Annotated in this window: 15 protein-coding genes and 1 pseudogene; 11 read left to right on the top strand and 5 right to left on the bottom strand. The window is 64.9% G+C overall.

Features of this window, described 5'->3' with window-relative positions; all coding sequences use genetic code 11:
- The 5 genes and pseudogenes from ACX80W_RS10840 to ACX80W_RS10860 all read left to right on the top strand — a co-directional run.
- Window positions 1–163 (top strand): annotated as a pseudogene (locus tag ACX80W_RS10840) (acyl-CoA desaturase); the annotation flags it as partial.
- 272 nt (window positions 164–435) lie between these two features.
- Window positions 436–1,977: an alpha/beta fold hydrolase gene (locus ACX80W_RS10845; RefSeq protein ID WP_459283339.1), complete on the top strand. Its 1,542-nt coding sequence runs from the start codon at window positions 436–438 to the stop codon at window positions 1,975–1,977.
- 27 nt (window positions 1,978–2,004) lie between these two features.
- Complete coding sequence (locus ACX80W_RS10850) at window positions 2,005–2,895, top strand: diacylglycerol/lipid kinase family protein (RefSeq protein ID WP_459283136.1); 891 nt, start codon at window positions 2,005–2,007, stop codon at window positions 2,893–2,895.
- Between the two features lie 355 nt (window positions 2,896–3,250).
- Window positions 3,251–3,997, top strand: coding sequence for a hypothetical protein (locus ACX80W_RS10855; protein WP_459283138.1), 747 nt, complete (start codon window positions 3,251–3,253; stop codon window positions 3,995–3,997).
- Between the two features lie 66 nt (window positions 3,998–4,063).
- On the top strand, window positions 4,064–4,840 hold the full coding sequence (locus ACX80W_RS10860; protein WP_459283140.1) for a hypothetical protein: 777 nt from the start codon (window positions 4,064–4,066) through the stop codon (window positions 4,838–4,840).
- 626 nt (window positions 4,841–5,466) lie between these two features.
- On the opposite strand, the gene ACX80W_RS10865 is transcribed toward ACX80W_RS10860, so the two are convergent.
- From ACX80W_RS10865 to ACX80W_RS10885, 5 genes are all read right to left on the bottom strand, one after another.
- Window positions 5,467–6,672, bottom strand: coding sequence for a low temperature requirement protein A (locus tag ACX80W_RS10865; protein ID WP_459283142.1), 1,206 nt, complete (start codon window positions 6,670–6,672; stop codon window positions 5,467–5,469).
- 175 nt (window positions 6,673–6,847) lie between these two features.
- The gene (locus tag ACX80W_RS10870) at window positions 6,848–7,765 is read right to left on the bottom strand and encodes a sugar phosphate isomerase/epimerase family protein (RefSeq protein ID WP_459283144.1); all 918 of its coding nucleotides are present in this window, start codon (window positions 7,763–7,765) and stop codon (window positions 6,848–6,850) included.
- 353 nt (window positions 7,766–8,118) lie between these two features.
- Window positions 8,119–10,122, bottom strand: a complete 2,004-nt coding sequence (locus ACX80W_RS10875) for a GAF domain-containing sensor histidine kinase (protein ID WP_459283146.1) — start codon at window positions 10,120–10,122, stop codon at window positions 8,119–8,121.
- 2 nt (window positions 10,123–10,124) lie between these two features.
- Window positions 10,125–10,802 (bottom strand): response regulator transcription factor, encoded by a 678-nt coding sequence (locus ACX80W_RS10880; protein WP_459283148.1) that lies wholly within the window; start codon window positions 10,800–10,802, stop codon window positions 10,125–10,127.
- 9 nt (window positions 10,803–10,811) lie between these two features.
- On the bottom strand, window positions 10,812–11,171 hold the full coding sequence (locus ACX80W_RS10885; RefSeq protein ID WP_459283150.1) for a response regulator transcription factor: 360 nt from the start codon (window positions 11,169–11,171) through the stop codon (window positions 10,812–10,814).
- A gap of 158 nt (window positions 11,172–11,329) precedes the next feature.
- Here ACX80W_RS10885 and ACX80W_RS10890 point away from each other — a divergent pair, with 158 nt between their 5' ends.
- The 6 genes from ACX80W_RS10890 to ACX80W_RS10915 all read left to right on the top strand — a co-directional run bounded on the left by ACX80W_RS10890 (window position 11,330) and on the right by ACX80W_RS10915 (window position 15,775).
- Window positions 11,330–12,067 carry an alpha/beta fold hydrolase gene (locus tag ACX80W_RS10890; protein WP_459283152.1) on the top strand — a complete coding sequence of 246 codons (738 nt, stop codon included), beginning with the start codon at window positions 11,330–11,332 and terminating at the stop codon, window positions 12,065–12,067.
- A 48-nt stretch (window positions 12,068–12,115) separates the two neighbouring features.
- Window positions 12,116–12,478: a cupin domain-containing protein gene (locus ACX80W_RS10895; RefSeq protein ID WP_459283153.1), complete on the top strand. Its 363-nt coding sequence runs from the start codon at window positions 12,116–12,118 to the stop codon at window positions 12,476–12,478.
- 49 nt (window positions 12,479–12,527) lie between these two features.
- Entirely contained in the window at window positions 12,528–13,487 is a 960-nt protein-coding gene (locus ACX80W_RS10900) for an alpha/beta hydrolase (protein WP_459283155.1), read from the top strand.
- Window positions 13,488–13,599: 112 nt separating this feature from the next.
- Window positions 13,600–14,028, top strand: a complete 429-nt coding sequence (locus ACX80W_RS10905; protein WP_459283157.1) for a nuclear transport factor 2 family protein — start codon at window positions 13,600–13,602, stop codon at window positions 14,026–14,028.
- Window positions 14,029–14,070: 42 nt separating this feature from the next.
- A complete protein-coding gene (locus ACX80W_RS10910) occupies window positions 14,071–14,904 on the top strand; it encodes a sulfite exporter TauE/SafE family protein (protein ID WP_459283159.1) in 834 nt (277 codons plus the stop codon).
- Window positions 14,905–15,025: 121 nt separating this feature from the next.
- Window positions 15,026–15,775, top strand: a complete 750-nt coding sequence (locus ACX80W_RS10915) for an SDR family NAD(P)-dependent oxidoreductase (RefSeq protein WP_459283161.1) — start codon at window positions 15,026–15,028, stop codon at window positions 15,773–15,775.
- The last annotated feature ends 677 nt before the right edge of the window (window positions 15,776–16,452 follow it).

Here is a 16,452-nt window from a genome sequence, read left to right on the forward strand (position 1 = left end):
CGCCGTGATCGTCCGCGAGCACTGCGAGACCCTCAAGGTCCCCTACACCGAGGTCGGCGTCGGCGCCTCCTACGCCGCCGTGGTCACCTACCTCAACCGGGTCGGCCTCGCCGCCCGCGACCCCTTCGACTGCCCCCTGGTCAACAAGTACCGCCGCCCATGAGCCCCACCACTCCCCGGGCCTTCACCGCCGGCCAGCGCATCCGGCGCGTCCGACGCCCCGGCCCAAAGCGGGTTGGTTTCACCCGGCTCCGCACCGCTCTCAGGCACAGCAGATCCGCCTCCCACCACAGCGCTGCCTCCGGTCCGGCGGCCCCTGCGCCCACGGCGCCGTTCGACAGTGACGATGCCGCACCGGGATATCGGCTTCACTCCTCCCGGCCTGCAGGCGCGGCTCCCAGCGCACCCGTGTTTGTGCTGGTCCACGGCCTCGGCATGTCCCACCGCTACTTTGCAGGGCTTCAGAGCGAACTGGATGCCTCAGGAGAAACCCATGTGTTGGATCTTCCCGGTTTCGGTGGCACACCCACGCCTGGCCGCACGCTCAGTGTCGGGGACTACGCGGACGTCATTGCCGAGGCCATGGATGCCGCGCAGCTAAGTTCCTGCACTCTGATCGGTCACTCCATGGGCGCCCAGTTCGTCACCGAACTCGCCGTACGCCGCCCGGATCTGGTCGCAGGAGTGGTACTCATCGGGCCCGTCACCGACCCGTCCCGCGCGTCGGCCTTGTCGCACACCCTGTCCCTGGGGTTGGACACACTGCTGGAACGTCCGCACACCACGGTGCTTGCCGCCGGCGCTTACGCCCGGTGCGGACTGCCCTGGTACTTCACCGAACTGCCCGTCATGCTCAAGTACCGCCTCGACGAACGGCTTCCCCTGGTTGCCCGGCCCGTCCTGATTATCCGCGGCACCCTGGACCCCATCGCCCGTCGAAACTGGTGTGCCCGGCTCGCCGGTGCCGCCCGGCACGGACGACTCGTGGAGATACCGTGGCAGGCCCACGCCGCGCACCGGGCAGGCGCCGCCGCCGTTGGCGCAGCCATCACCCGTTTCATCACCGACTCCCCGGGCGCCTCGGCCTTAAGTACAGCGCCCTCCAGCACCCTCCCCTCCCCCCGGCAGGTGGCCACCGTGCAGGACGCGGCGCAACCCGGGGCACCGTCGGCACCTACACCCGGGCAGCTAAGCCTTACCGCCGGAGACCGGCAGGCCCGCGCCCATCTGATCCCCCATCGGCCGGGCGGACCGCTGCCAGCCGCGGAGGGGGACGTGCCGGTACTTGTCCTCATCCACGGCATCGGCATGTCCCACCGATACCTCAAACGCCTCGGGGACCAGTTGTCAGCCCACGGACGGGTGGTACTGCTCGACCTGCCCGGCGCCGGGCGCACCCTAACCCCAACCGCCACAATGCCCAACGCCGCGAAGGCGAAAATCATCGGGGACCTCCTCGACGAAATGGGGGTATCTTCCTGCGTGGTGATCGGGCATTCCATGGGGGTCCAGAGCGCCACCGAACTGGCCCTCGAGCGCCCCGGACTGGTATCGCAGCTGGTCCTGATCGGTGCGGCCGTGGACGCACACCGGCGCACAGTCCCCCAGCAGGCACTGACCCTTGCTTTGAATAACGCGCTGGAAAAGCCGTCGTTGAATGGCATCCAGTTCACCGACATGCTGCGCTGCGGCCCGCGCTGGTATTTCGCCGAGCTAGCAGTGGCCATGGAGTACCCCCTCGAGGAGCAACTTCCCTTGGTGGAGCAGCCGGTTCTTCTCATGCGCGGCGCCCGCGATCTCGTCGCCGGATCCGCATGGACCCACGCACTGGCAGAGACTGCCTTCGACGGGGAACTGGTCGAGGTTGAGGGTGCCTTCCACGGCGTGCACCACAGCGCCGCCGGGACTGTCGCCGAGCGGATTATGACCTTTCTCGCCGACACAGCGGACCGCCTCGATGAACCTGAAGCCGCCTAGGACAAGCCCACAACCAAAGGCAGACCCATGAACACACCCCACAAGTTTGACTCGATCACCATCATCTTCAACCCGAACAGCACCGGCGACGCCCCCATGCTTGCCGAGGAACTCCGCGACCAACTCGTGCCAGCGCTGCCCGAAACAGATGTCCGGCTCCAGCCCACCGAACACGCCGGCCACGCAGTGGACCTGGCCCAGAAGGCGGCCTCGGCACCCAATTCCCTGATCATTTCGGTGAGCGGGGACGGCGGATACAACGAGGTCGTCAACGGCGTTATGGCCAGCGGCAGCACCGAGGCCGTGTGCGCGGTCCTGGCCGCCGGCAACGCGAACGACCACAGCCGCGTCACCGGCCGCAAACCCCTGGCCGAGGCCATTCTTGAGGGACATGTCCGCCGGATCGACCTGCTGCGCATCAGCATAGACAGGGCCGACACGGCCCCGGTGTATGCGCACTCGTATATCGGGTTCGGGCTCACCCCGGTGATGGCAATCGACCTGGAAAAAGGCAGCAAGGGCGCACTGAAGGAAATGTTTTCCGTCGTGCGCACCTTCTCAAAGTTCAAGCCTTTCGAGATCCGCCAAAGCGATGGCAGACGCCGGAAGTTCGACAGCCTCGTGTTCGCGAACATCTCCCAGATGGCCAAGTACGCCACCCTCAGCGAAGCCGACGACCACCCCGCCGACGGGAAGTTCGAGGTGATCATCTTCCCGCACATGGCCAAGTGGCGGATCCTGTTGACTGCCCTGCGTGCCACCACGAAGGGCCTAGGCGATCAGCCCAGCTACGCGCAGTACCGGTTCTCCACGCTGAAGCCCATGCCTTACCAGATCGACGGCGAAGTGAAATCAGTGGAGACCAGCACCGACATCATGATCGACAGCATCCCCCGGGCCCTGTCGATCCTCGGTTGAGCGCCCTCAAGGAACCGTCCCGGCCAGGACGTCCTCAGTGAACGCCACTACGCACTGACCTGCGAGAACTCCGGCATGGCACCATCAGCGGCACCCGAACTTGGTCCGGCGCGTATCACCATCGGGTGGTCTTGGCACTGCTGCATCCCCCGCTGCTGGAGTGGGGCATGTTCGTTGCGGGCAGCGATCTGCTTACCGACGATTAGGATCGGGCATACTGATATCGGCGACCTCGAAGTCCACGTTTTCATCTCTGCCTGAACAAAGGCCGCTTACATGCTAATCGGCTGCCCCTACGAGAAAGGCTCACTCGGTGGCTCCTCGACGGGTGTTCCGGGAAGGCGCCTGGCGTCTCATGGAGCCGATGCAGAAGGGCTTGGTCCTTGGCGTGCTGGGCGGCTCGGTGCTTTCCCTATTGACAGGGCAGCTGCCTTGGATGGCCGCGGGGGTTTTCCTTGGTGTCGGGGTGGGCCACATCATTGGCCGCCGCCGACGGCACGTGAACCCAGAGCCGGTTACGACACACAAAATCGAGCCTCCCCTACGGCGTATGCGCGCCAGCCCGGAGGAGACAGGCGAGGACCGGGAGGAACAGTTGCGCTGGCCCGCCACGTTCCGGGGCATCCGGATACTCGATTGCAAGACGGACCGTGTAGGCGCGCTCGAGCAGATCCGCGACACGGTTCCCGGCTTCCCTCCTGAGCGTTACGAAGCCGAGCTCGACGAGGCCCTGGCCCGAATCGAGGAGTACCGGGTGGGCATCCGGACCCGCCGGGCGGAGCTCGTCCAGGAGGCCCGGGAAATGGATGCACTCAACGGGGTGTTCGCCCTTCGGTATTTCAACCGCCGCTTTTCCGGGAACCTCGGAGAGTACGGCCTGGGGCCAATCAACCTCCCGCAGGCGCTGGGCGACCTGTATCCGCGAGAGGTGATTGAGGAGGCGGTGGCCCGTTCCGATGCCATGATCGATGAGGGCATCGGAATGGGCGTCGGCTCATGGGATCACGAACCCAACATCGCCTATCTGCGCCAGGCACACCCCGGGTTCAACGACCGGGCGCTGAGTGACGCCCTCGACTGGGGTCACCTCATTCATCGCTGAGTCCAAAGCTGGGCAACGCTCACCTTGAGGCCCGCCATCACGTCAACCCTCCACGATAGGACGCCCATGAAGAAGTGGCAGCTGGGCTGGCGGATGATGACTCCGCCGCAAAAGGCGGTGACCGCCGCGCTCATCGCCTGCGCTATAGTCGCCCTGGTGCTCCCCGAGATTCCATTCCTGATCCGCGTGGCCGGCCTGGGCGCACTCGGCGCCTGGCTGCTCGCCCGCCCGCGCCGACAACGGCCCCTTCATTATCTGACGGTTGACATGGAAGATGATCTCAGCCCTTACCGGGAGCCCACCCATGAGGTCCTTACCGCAGCGGACCGAGCCAGCATACGCACGGCCGGCTGGTACAACGGCTGCCGGATGGCCGAAGGAAAGACCAACCGTGCCGGGGCGCTTCAGCGGATGCGCGATACCATCCCCGGTCTCCCGGCCGAGCATTACGAGGCCGGACTCGACGAAGCCCTGATGCGGATTGAGGCGTTCAAGGCGGAGGTTCGCGACCGCCGCGCCCGGCTCGTGGCCGAAGCGCGTGAATCGGACGCGCTCAACGCCGTCTTCGCCCTTCATTACTACAACCGCCGCTACTCCCGGCATGTCGGACAGTACGGCCTGGGAGAAATTGACCTTGAGGACGCTCTAGGCGACCTGTTCTCACGGAAGCAGATTCATGAGAAAGTGATGCGATCCGATGCGCTGATAGAGGAGGGCATCCGCATGGGCAGGGGCTCCTGGGACCACGAACCCAACATGGCCCATCTCCGTCAGACCCATCCCGGGTTCAACGACCAGGCGCTAAGCGACGCCCTCGGCTGGGGCCACGTCATGCACCGCTGACGGTGACCCCGGTGTAGGTGCAGCACCACTTCCCTCCACGCCCATGAGGCGCATGACGAACAGACTCCGGTGCGGCCCGACTTCATCAACTTGCTCACTCCGGCCACTGACTCGACCGACCACTTGCGCAGATCGAATGTGTTCACGCCCTCAATAGGCTCGACCTGTGCACCCGAGATCGTCGACGCCGCCAATATCCCGCTGATCGACGAGGCCTGCAATGTTCGGCCTCCGGCCTTCGAGCCTAGCCGCAACGGATGGGCAAGACCCTTCGAGCGCCGGTCGATACGATCCTTGAATTGGCGGCGCTTCATCTGCTCGGCATTGAGGCAGCGTGCACCCGCTACGACGCAGGTGTCTGCTGACGGGGTGGCGGGGGAAGGACTTGGTCAACCGAGCCGCTCAGCGAGGGAGATGACCAGGCCAGCTAGAGAGCAAGAGGGCCTCTGACTAGCGGAAACATTTGCCTGAGGTGGGACTCGAACCCGACTCCAGCCCCTCATGGTCGCCTGCTTTCGCGGTGGTGATCACCCGTGCGCCGGGACGAAGCGAACCCAGCGGACCGGGTGTGTTTTTTACATCTGGTCCGATCGGTCATCGGTCGTCACCACGTTCCGAGAGGCGGCTTAGGCGGCGGAGTGGCTTCCCCGGATCTCTGCGCGCTGTTGCGCATAGACGGTTCTTTCGATGAGGACAAGGAGCAGGCAGAGTCCGAACACCATTCCCAGGGCTGTCAACGGGGCGAATCCGGAGGCTGCCGGGATAAGGGCCACCAGGAGGGCGGCCGTGCCGAGCCTCCAGGGTTTCCAGGACCTGCGGATCCTGCGACAAAAGGCGGCATGGGCGAGAAGGTACAGCGCGGTCCCGCCGAGCAGCGCCCCGGCTCCCAGCCAGCCGTAGCCCGACGGTTCATCGACATGGGCGAGGGCGTCCTCGACGCCGAGCGCGGACAGGACCACCCCGGCGATCAGGGGAAGGTGGAGGTAGGAGTAGGCGTCCACGGCCAGTGCCGACCTCGCACGGCCCCGGAGCCGCGCCAGCACGTGCTCGGCTGCGATCGCCATTGTGTCGAAGTACAGCCACCACAGGCAGATGGACAGTCCGACGCCGAAGACGGACCCGACGATGATCAAGGTGCCCACGGGAAGCTGTGAGGCGCCTACGCCGATGGCGACAATTGATTCTCCCAGGGCGAGGATCACAACAAGCCCGTACCGCTCGGTCCAGTGGGCGGCGGAATGAACCCGCCAGTTACCCCCGGTGGAGGTGAGGTAGGTGAGGGTGATATCCACGGCGAGCCCGGCGAGCCAGAACCAGGTTTGGGCCGATCCGCCGATGAGGGCTCCCGTGATAATGATGCCGGAGCCGGTGAACATGGCGCTGGATGTCTTGATCACCTGGCGCCGGAGCGGGACGTCGTCCCCGGCGGCGATGAGGTACAGCCCGAGGTGAACCAATCGGACGATGAAGTAGGCGACTGCGAGCACCAGGGGGCCATTGAGGCCGCCGTCGAGGTCGTGGAAGGCCTCGGGGATGGCCAGGGCCGAGATGAAGATCGTGATCATGGCCACCGACATTCCGAGGCGGACGATGCCCTCGTCGACGTGCGTCTGGTTGGCGAGCCAGGAGTACGTGACCCAGGACCACCAGAGGATGCCCAGGATGATCATCCCCTGAAGGACGCCGAGGCCCGTGTGTTCGTGAGCCATGAAGGCGGTGACCTGGGTGAAGGCGAAGACGAAGACCAGGTCAAAGAAGAGTTCGAAGGTCGTGACCCGGTGGGATTCGTCCGAGACCCGGATCTGACGCATCAGTCTGAAGGGAGAAAACATAGGGGTGCGGGGCCTTTCTGCCGCGGGCCGGGCGGCGTGTTGAGCGGGTTCGCTGTCTGTTTGCCATTCCACCGGCGGCCGGTTCCGCCGTCGTGCGGGCTGTGCCCCTTTGAATTTCATGGTTGTCTTCGTGGACCGGTTGCAGGCTGGCACGCCCCGATGCCGCGGCAGGAGTCTAGGACCGCCGTTCCCGTTCGAGTGGGGGAACCGAAAAACCCGCCGCAGTCAACGCTGCCCTGCTTGTTTCGCCGTCGCGACGGCCCGCCTCTTCCGGTGCCATGGCATTAGCGGCCGCAGAAAAGGTTTCCGGGCCGGCCTGGCGCAGGTTGCCTTTCTCCCGAAGGATCTGCAGCACGTCCTGGATGGGAAGTTCGCCGTCGCCGGGGAACATGCGTCCGTTCAAGCCCTCTTCGAGCAGAGTCGCCGCGCTGGGCCCCTTCGTGCCATCGGTCAGCTGCACGCTCCACAGGTATTCGGCGGGAACCTTCCGCAGCAGTTCAAGGTCCAGGCCGCCCTTATAGAAATGCCAGATATCGATGGTGAGTCCGGAGTTCGGGCTGGCCGCGGTGCGGACAATGTCCCACGCGGCGGCGAGGGTCTTGACGCCGGTCACCGGCGTGAACTCGAGCTGGACCTTGGCTCCGCGCTCCTGGGCCCGGTCGGCGAACCGGCCGAACCCGTCGGCCAGTGCCTCCAGTTCCAGTCCCTCGGTGCCGTCGAAACCGGGAAAGGCGAGGATCGTTTCCATCCCGAACGCATCGACCATCGCCAGGATGTCATCGGAACTGACATCGAAGCGGTCCTTCAGGGGTCCCTCCAGCCAGGAGGGGTAGCGCACCGGGGCCCAGTCGGTAATCGTGTCGATGTGGCGCAGCGGAGCACCGGCATCGGCGGCCATGCTCATCATGTCCCGGTCCGACAGCCCAGAAGCCCGGGCCGCCCGGTAGCCGTCGGGCGACAGAGCGAAACTCGTGAATCCGCCGGCGGCGGCGGCCTTGAGCTGCTCCTCGAACGGGCGCGTCCGGACCGAGGCGGTCCAAAAGACCAGATCGAGGGCGGGCCCGGAGTCTGAAACGGGTGTGGAGGTGGTCATGGTGGTGGCTCCTGCCAGGGGTGGTTCATGGGCGGGTGGGTTCCGCAGCCGGCGCAACACAACGCCTCGGCCGCGTTTCCGGCATCGCCACCTGACGCGTACCCGCCTCTTTCGGGCAGTCTTCTCGCCAAGTCCCGAAACCTTTCACGATCGACGACGAGTACGAATTGGGCCCTCCCTCAGCCTCCCACTCCGTCTGCTCTCCAGCAGGGGGGGTTTACCAGAGAATTAGTCTGGGCATCCCCGGCACGGCAGTGTGCACGGAGGACGAGACTTGATCTGTCACTGGCTCAAGACCTCTGGACAAAGGGCTCAGCGATCAGGGCTCCGACGCTGGGGTTGGGCGGCCCCCATCACCTGTCCCGGTGGTGACGGGAAGCTGAGGACAGTGGAAGAGTCACTTCCAAGTCCGTGCCAGATCCTGGTGGGCTCGCGATGGTGATCCTTCCACCGGCGGCCTCGATGCGGTCGGTGAGTCCCGTGAGTCCGGTTCCCATGTCTGGGTCGGCGCCGCCCACGCCGTCATCACGCACTCGTAGGTGAAGCTCGTCGCCTGCTTCCGAGAGCCAGGCTGTGACGTCCACATGCTCTGCATGCGCATGCTTGATGGCGTTGGTGATCGCCTCGGCAACAGTGAAATACCCGGTCGTCTCGACAGCCGCGGGAAGTCTGGGCAGCAGCAGGTGCAACGTGACCGGCACCGGCAGGTCGGCGACGAAGGATTCGATGCCGGCCACAAGACCTCCTCGCGTGAGCGCGACGGGCAGGATGCCCCGCACCAGGTCCCGCAGTTGCCGGTTGGCTTCTTCGGCGTGCGTCAACGCTTCCTGAATAAGGGCTGCCGTGGACATCCCGTGCGCGCCTTGGTCACGGGCGAGCTTCAGCGCCAGGATGGTGTGTACCAACCGCTGCTGCGCTCCGTCATGCACATCGCGTTGCAGCTGGTGCCGTGCGTCGTTTGCGGCTTTGACCATGCGCTCCCTGGATGCGATGAGCGCTTCCCTGGTCCAGGCGTTGGCAATAGTGGCCGCAGCGAGGTCAGCAAAAGCTTCCAGATGAGTCCCAGCAGGGTCCGCCTTGGGATTCGAACGGGGCGCAATGAGCAAAGCGCCGGACAACTGGTCTGCGACTGTAACGGGTACAGTGACGTCGGCTTCTGCGTCGCTCCCGAACACGCAACGAGCGAGGGACTTCATCTCGTCGACATGCCTTGAGCCGCGCCGGCTCCGTTCCACGAGTGATTCCTCGCCCCCGGGCAGTCTTGTCCCTACGGGGATCCCGCTTCGACAGGCCGCCGCTATTACCGGGCCATCCGCGTCGAACCGCACGATCACGACCGGCGTGTCATCGAGCAGGAGGGATAGTTCGGTCGCGATGGAATGGAAGACGTTCGACGGAGCTGCGCCGCTTGCAATGAGCTCGGCAATCCTGCGAAGTGCTGCCTGCTCCTCGGCAAGGTGGCGCAGGTGCAGGCGGGTCAGGATCGCGGACACGACCTGGCCGGCGACCTGCGCGAGGTTCCTTAACCGTGCACTGGTTGTGTCGGCTAGTGGGTGAGTCTGCGCTTCAATCTCGAGATACGCCCAGGTGCGCTCGTCGGTCTGGATGGGGTAGGACAGGGATAAATGGTCCTTTGCTGTCGAGGTCGAGCTTTCTGGAGGTGATGGAAGTCTCATCGGGGGCGGACTGATCGATGCCCGCGCCACGCCTCGCAGGGTGAGCGCGTGATCCACGGTCATGATCAGCGCCCTCTCGGATGAGGTGCCAGTGACTGATTGCTCGGCCAACAGTCGGATCGCGAGATCGTGCTGGGCCATAGCACGCAGTTCCTCCCGAGCCTCAATGTTGGCGATCGTCGTAACAACGAGTTGAGCGAAGCTCTCAAGTCTGTCTTCAGTACGCCTGGGTAGGGGTCCGGTCAGTGAGGTGGCTGAGAATGCACCCCAGACGACGCCTTCGATGATCACCGGTACTGAAACGCACGCCCGAAGCCCATATTTCTCGGCGAGAGCGGCGTTAACCTCGAGCCTGAAGTCATCGACACGCACGCTGCATTTCTGCTGGCGTACGCGATACGGCTGGGTATCCGGTCCGAACTTTATGCGGGTGCCGATCGGCGTCGGGCCGGCATGGGCGGCCACGACCGTGATTTCGTCGACGGCGGTGTATCGAGTGATGGTGACTGCGTCACCATCGAGTTGCCGGGATGCCTCAATCGCTGCCATTTGGAACACATCTTCTGTGCGGCTCGCTCTCGCAACGAGGTCAGCGATGTCGCGGAGAGAGCGCCCTTCGCTGGCTAGTCTCTGTAACCCATCGAGGTCATGATCGGGAACTGGAAGCTCGGACGGGCTCATGATCAGGGGCCCTGAGCGGCGAGGTAGCGGAGTACGGCCTGCACCCGGCGGTGGCCATCGGTCTGCTGTGCGAGCCCGAGCTTCCGGAACGTGGCCGTGACGTGCTTCTCGACAGCCGCTTCGCTGATGAGAAGAGCACGGGCGATGCCTCGATTCGATAAACCCTCTGCCATGTGGGCCAGGACGCTGCGCTCGCGGTCGGTGAGGTCAGCGAGCTCGGAAGGCACAGAGCGCGGCCGCAGCATCCGTGTGACAACCTCGGGATCCAGGGCGCTTCCTCCATGGGCAACTCGTCTAACCGCCGCTACAAAATCGTCGACGTCCCCCACACGTTCTTTGAGTAGATAACCGACGCCCTGCGGCCGATCACCAATCAGGTCGATCGCGAATTCGGGCTCGCAGTACTGCGTCAGCAGCACCACTCCCGTACCGGGCAGGCGTTTGCGGACTTCGATGGCGGTACGCAGGCCATCGTCACCGCGATGTGGAGGCATTCGAACATCGACGATGACGACATCGGGACGGAACGCCAAAGTCATGGCGAGAAGTTTGGTCGCATCCCCGGTCGAAGCGACGACATCCAGTCCTGCACCCAGGAGCACCCGCGTCACTCCCTCACGGAGGAGTACATCGTCCTCTCCGACGGCAACGCGGACCGGGGACGGTGCGGGTGAACTCACCAACCTTCCCTACCCGTCGCCGATGATCGACCGAAGCGTCGAGCACGACAACTCGCTTTTCGGAATGAACCCGTCCGCCCCGACCGCGGCGGCTCCCTCAGCCGAGGTTGCGTCGCTATCGGCGGAAATCAGCACTACCCGCACCCGGTACGGTGCTCCGGTGAGTTGCCGGCTCAGTTCCAGGCCGTCGCTGTCAGGAAGCCCAATATCGACGAGTGCGACGTCTGGTCGCGAGGCGGCGGCACAACGCAATGCCTCGGCCATATTGCCAGCATCGCCCCCTGGCGCGTACCCGCAGCTCTCGAGCAGTCTTCTGGCCAAGTCCCGAAACCTTTCATCATCATCGACGACGAGCACGAATTGGGCCATCCCCCAGCCTCCCACTCAGTCTGCTCTTCTGCAGGGGGGTTTACCAGAGCATTACTCCGGGTATCCCCGGCGCGGCGGTGGAAACGACGGACGAGACTTGAGCTGTCAAAGGCCCGCGTGGGCACGGCACCCGTGCTCACTGCACAAGGGAGAACATCATGAGCATCACCGAACCGTCCCCCGCCAAGCCCACCGTCGTGCTCGTCCACGGCGCGTTCGCGGATTCATCGAGCTGGAACGCGGTGATCAGCCCGCTTCTGGCCGAGGGCTACCCGGCGATCTCCGTCGCGAACCCGCTGCGCGGGGTCACCGTCGATTCCGAATACCTCCGGGCCCTGCTGGCCGACATCACCGGCGAGATCATCCTGGTCGGGCACTCCTACGGCGGCACCGTCATCAGCGGCGGCGGCACCGGCAACCCCAACGTGAAAGCCCTGGTGTTTATCGGCGCCTTCGCACCCGAGGAAGGAGAGACCCCCGGGGAGCTTGCCAACAAGTTCGAAGGCTCCACCCTCGGGGACACGCTCGCTGCGGTGGATGTCCCCGGCGGCAGGGACCTTTACATCATGCAGAGCCGCTACCACGCGCAGTTCGCGGCCGATTCCCCGGCGGAGGTCGCCGCGGTGATGGGTGTCGGCCAGCGCCCCATCCTGGAGGCCGCCTTCTCGGAGGCCTCCACAGAGCCGGCGTGGAAGTCGGTGCCCTCATGGTTCCTCTTCGGTGCCGAGGACCGGAACATCCCGGCCGCCGCCCACCGTTTCATGGCCGAGCGCGCCGGGTCACGGAAAACGATCGAGCTTCAGGGCGGCTCCCACACGGTGGCGATTCCCGAGGCAGCCCAGGTCGTTGACCTCATCCGCGAAGCCGCCGCCGCGACCACCGGCCGCCGCCAGTAAGAGGATAACCGGGCAACACGAGCTGCCAAGCTCAGAAGGATTAGGAACATGGCCGAAGCACAAGAGGCCAAGCCGGCTCTGACCCGGGTCAGTTTGCAGGATGCGTCCAGTCCGGTGCAGGGCTGGAGGATCCGTCAGACCCTGGTGGAAATCCCCGAAGGCACCTCCTCCGGCCGGCACAGCCATCCTGGGCCCGAAGTGGGCTACATCATCCGCGGAGACGTGTCCATGGAGTTCGACGACAGGCCCCCGCTTGAGCTCCACGCCGGAAGCCCCTTCCTTATTCCGCCAGGGGCCATTCACAACGCGGTGAACGTCGGTTCGGTCACCACGAGAATGCTCTCGACCTACTTCGTCGAAGCGGACCAGCCACTGGTCACCAACTACCCCGCACCGGAACGTGCCGAATGAACCTCAGTGCACATCATCCATCCATGCAGCAGCCCCGAAAGGTACCACCATGTCCAAAGTAGTGCTCGAACCAGGTGCCCAGATCATCGCCGACGCCACCGCCCAGCCACCGGCTCTGGCCGACCTGGGGGTCGAAGGTGCCCGCAAACTGCTCGATGACCTCCAGGCAGCCCCGGTCGACAAGGTCGAGATCGGCGAGGACAAATGGATCACCGTCCCGGCCGAGGTCGGAGACGTACAGGTGCGCATCATCAAACCCGTGGGCGCCACCGGGACGCTGCCGGTGATCCTCTACGTCCACGGAGGCGGCTGGATCCTGGGCAACTCCGGCACCCACGACCGCCTCATCCGGGAACTGTGCGCCGGGGCCAACGCCGCCCTGGCCTTCGTGGAATATGACCGCTCCCCCGAGGCCCAGTACCCGAAGGCCATCGAGCAGGCCTACGCCACCGCGCAGTGGGTCACGAAGCAGGGCGCCACGGAGGGCCTGGACGGGTCCCGCATGGCCGTTGCCGGTGACTCGGTCGGCGGCAACATGACCGCGGCCCTGACTTTGCTCGCAAAGCAGCGCGGTGACGTGACCTTCGTCCACCAGTCCTTGTACTATCCGGTCACGGACGCCGGCCAGGACACCGAAAGCTACCGCACCTTCGCCGACGGACCGTTCCTGACAGCCAGAAGCATGGCCTGGTTCTGGGACGCCTACCTCCCCGACGTCAGCCGTCGCTCGGAGATCACCGTCTCACCGCTGAGGGCCACGCTCGAGGACCTTCGAGGGCTTCCGCCGGCCCTGCTGCTCGTGGACCAAAACGACCCGCTCCGGGACGAGGGCGAGGCCTACGCGGCGAAACTCGTCGAAGCCGGGGTGCCCACCACCAGCGTCCGCTACAACTTCGTCACCCACGACTTCATGATGCTCAACCCCGAACGCGTCACCCAGGGAACGACCGCCGCCATCGAGCAGGCAATCCGCTCGCTTCAGAAGGCGCTGGGCACCGGAAGCAACTAGAGCGGACCTCCCCCAGCATCCTCCACCCGGTCCCGAGGCCTCAGCAACCAGCCCACGAGACCGGGAACAGGTGTGGGCTCCCCTGAACGCAGGAACTGAAAGGCACATCACTATGGATCAGGACCAGATCAGTGCGGCGGAGCGGATTGCTCTTGCCATGGAGTACTTCAGGAAAGTCGACTCCGGTGACCCCAACCTGCTCGATATGTTCACCGATGACACCGAGATCTTCTTCCCGAAGTTTGGATTCGCGCATGGGAAAGCGGAGATCGTTCCGTTTCTCGTCGGCTTGACCTCGGCCGTGACCTCGTTCGATCACCCACAGTCCCGCATGACCTTTACCTCCAGCGACAACCGCGTGGTTGTCGAAGGAGCGGAATCGGGCATGCTCGCCTCCGGAGTGCCTTTCCCCGGTGACGCCCGGAGCAGCGGTCTTTTCTGCAATGTCTTCGAGTTCCGCGGCCAGCTGATCAGCCGCCTGCATGTCTACGCCGACCCGGATCTGGCCGGCCAGCAGCCCGCACTCTTCGCCTGGAACTGAACGACGGCCACTCCAAGCGCATCCGCCCAACTGAGGAGAGAAATGAGTGGCGTGAAGGAAGGTTCCCCGCCGGCGCCCAGTGTGGCGGGGACGGGCTTCTGGATCGTTCTCATTGGAGTCGGAGTGGTGGGAGGGCTCCTGTCCGGCCTGTTCGCCATCGGCGGCGGAATCATCATGGTGCCGCTGCTGATGGCCCTGGCGAACTTCGACCAGCGCTCGGCCGCCGCGACCTCGCTTGCCGCGATCGTACCGGCATCGGTCGTGGGCTCCACCACCTACCTGCTCGCCGGTGAGATTGACCTCCTCGCGGGGTTCTTCATCGCCATCGGCGGCATCGTCGGGGCGCTGCTCGGAAGCGCCCTCCTCAAAAGAATCCCCATCGTGTGGTTGCGCTGGATGTTCATCGTCTTCATCCTCCTGGTCGCAGCACGCATGGTCCTGGTCTCGCCGGTCCGCGGAGAAAGCCTTGAATTCTCCGCGCTGGTCGCCCTTGGCTATGCCGTGCTCGGCCTGGCCATGGGGATACTCTCTGGCCTGTTCGGAATCGGAGGCGGAATCATCGTCGTACCGGCCCTGATCGGAATTTTCGCCGCCAGCGACCTCATCGCCAAAGGCACCTCCTTACTGGTCATGATCCCCACCAGTGCCATCGGCACGGCCGCCAACTGGCGGGCCGGCACCGTCGACGTTGGAGCCGGCCTCATCGTTGGGGTGGCCGCAACGGCCGCTTCCATACCGGGCGCTGCACTCGCTCTGGCCCTGCCGGCGCGGTTGTCCGGCATTCTCTTTGGCCTGCTGCTCCTCGTCGTCGCCGCGCAGCTCACCCTCCGCGCCATCAAAACATCCCGCACCCCGCACGCCTCCCCGGCGAGATAACCCCTTGACGCCCGGGAGGAAAACGCACTCGCGACCGCATGCCATGTCCATAATTGACCATATCGACAAAAACAATCTACGATGAGACATCCAAGTCCTATTAGAAGAACAGAGGCCCGCCATGGGACAGCTTGAGAACAAAACCGCATTGATCACCGGAGGGACATCGGGCATCGGCTTCGCCACCGCCCAGCGCTTCGTCCAGGAGGGAGCGCAGGTCTTCATCACCGGCCGCCGCGAGGCGGAACTAAATGCCGCGGTCGCCGCACTGGGAGATAGGGCGACAGGAATCAGGGGCGACGTCGCGGATCTTGACGATCTCGACCGCATCTTCTCCGTTGTGGCATCCAACGGGAAGGACCTGGATGTCCTGTTCGTGAACGCCGGCGGCGGAGGGTTCGCAACCCTTGAGCAGCTGACCCCCGAGGCGTTCGACCAGACCTTCGGCGTCAACGTGCGGGGGACGGTCTTCACGGTGCAGAAGGCGCTGCCCAGGCTCGCGGATCACGCCTCCGTCATCATCACGGGATCGAACGCGGCAAGCAAGGGAAACCCTGCGTTCGGCGTCTACGCCGCAACAAAGGCAGCACTGCGCTCATTCACGCGCACCTGGGCGGCCGAGCTCGCCGGCCGCCACATCCGGGTCAACACGATCGCCCCGGGCCCCACCGAGACCCCCGGCCTGACCGGACTCGCCCCCGACCCCAGCCAGACACAGGACATGCTCGATGCGATGGCCGGAAACGTCCCGCTCGGACGCCTCGCCCAGCCGGCCGAGATCGCCAACGCCGTGCTGTTCCTCGCCTCGGATCAGGCAAGCTACGTCACCGGCACCGAACTGTTCGCAGACGGCGGGGAAACCCAGGTCTAAATATCCAGCGGGATTCGGGCAGCGCTCCACCGTGGAACAGCCCGAACGGCCCTGATTGCCTCGAGAACACCGCGAATAAGCCACCAGGTTCAATAGCGCGAGTACGCGACCAGGTTCAATAGTTGGAGCTCTCCCCGACAAGGGAAGAGCTCCAACTGCGTAAGGCAACTCATCCAAACTCAGCACTGCTCACCCGTCCGGCCACGGGAGATTATGCAGAGACGCAGGTGGCTCTTCCTTGCACGGCACCGGGTTAAAAACCCTCACCGCAGTCATGCACTCACACCGCCGCTCCCCCCCTTGAAGTAGTTATAAAACCCGAACCGGGCTTCGCGGGAGAAGGAGGCACCCTGCCACCGGGAAACCGCACCCCAGCCACCAAACCCGGCACCCCGACCGCGCACACTGCGCCGGATTGCCCACAGCCAGAGAGCAAAACCGCCTCTGACTTTACGTTCCATGCACAGTCGGTCACGGAGTAGACAGCGGTGCTTGCCGAGCTTCAGTGGGAGCTGTCGAATCGCGGTGACGCGCCCGCGCGCGGTTGCGGCTGTGCAGGCGATGAGCGCGGAGGTCGAGTCTTCGAGCCAGCCCGCTTCACTGTCACCTCGTCGTCGCTGAACTCCTCGAGGGTCGCTGACTGCTCCAGGGTCCAGCCATCCGTGAGGGCTTTGGAG

The organism is Arthrobacter melezitosi, assembly GCF_054511055.1.

Excerpts from the sequence above, each read along its gene's own strand:
- ACX80W_RS10845 (WP_459283339.1), top strand. The coding sequence starts at position 436 with ATGTCCCACCGCTACTTTGCAGGGCTTCAGAGCGAACTGGATGCCTCA.
- ACX80W_RS10850 (WP_459283136.1), top strand. The coding sequence starts at position 2,005 with ATGAACACACCCCACAAGTTTGACTCGATCACCATCATCTTCAACCCG.
- ACX80W_RS10855 (WP_459283138.1), top strand. The coding sequence starts at position 3,251 with ATGGAGCCGATGCAGAAGGGCTTGGTCCTTGGCGTGCTGGGCGGCTCG.
- ACX80W_RS10860 (WP_459283140.1), top strand. The coding sequence starts at position 4,064 with ATGAAGAAGTGGCAGCTGGGCTGGCGGATGATGACTCCGCCGCAAAAG.
- ACX80W_RS10865 (WP_459283142.1), bottom strand. The coding sequence starts at position 6,672 with ATGTTTTCTCCCTTCAGACTGATGCGTCAGATCCGGGTCTCGGACGAA.
- ACX80W_RS10870 (WP_459283144.1), bottom strand. The coding sequence starts at position 7,765 with ATGACCACCTCCACACCCGTTTCAGACTCCGGGCCCGCCCTCGATCTG.
- ACX80W_RS10875 (WP_459283146.1), bottom strand. The coding sequence starts at position 10,122 with ATGAGCCCGTCCGAGCTTCCAGTTCCCGATCATGACCTCGATGGGTTA.
- ACX80W_RS10885 (WP_459283150.1), bottom strand. The coding sequence starts at position 11,171 with ATGGCCCAATTCGTGCTCGTCGTCGATGATGATGAAAGGTTTCGGGAC.
- ACX80W_RS10890 (WP_459283152.1), top strand. The coding sequence starts at position 11,330 with ATGAGCATCACCGAACCGTCCCCCGCCAAGCCCACCGTCGTGCTCGTC.
- ACX80W_RS10895 (WP_459283153.1), top strand. The coding sequence starts at position 12,116 with ATGGCCGAAGCACAAGAGGCCAAGCCGGCTCTGACCCGGGTCAGTTTG.
- ACX80W_RS10900 (WP_459283155.1), top strand. The coding sequence starts at position 12,528 with ATGTCCAAAGTAGTGCTCGAACCAGGTGCCCAGATCATCGCCGACGCC.
- ACX80W_RS10905 (WP_459283157.1), top strand. The coding sequence starts at position 13,600 with ATGGATCAGGACCAGATCAGTGCGGCGGAGCGGATTGCTCTTGCCATG.
- ACX80W_RS10910 (WP_459283159.1), top strand. The coding sequence starts at position 14,071 with ATGAGTGGCGTGAAGGAAGGTTCCCCGCCGGCGCCCAGTGTGGCGGGG.
- ACX80W_RS10915 (WP_459283161.1), top strand. The coding sequence starts at position 15,026 with ATGGGACAGCTTGAGAACAAAACCGCATTGATCACCGGAGGGACATCG.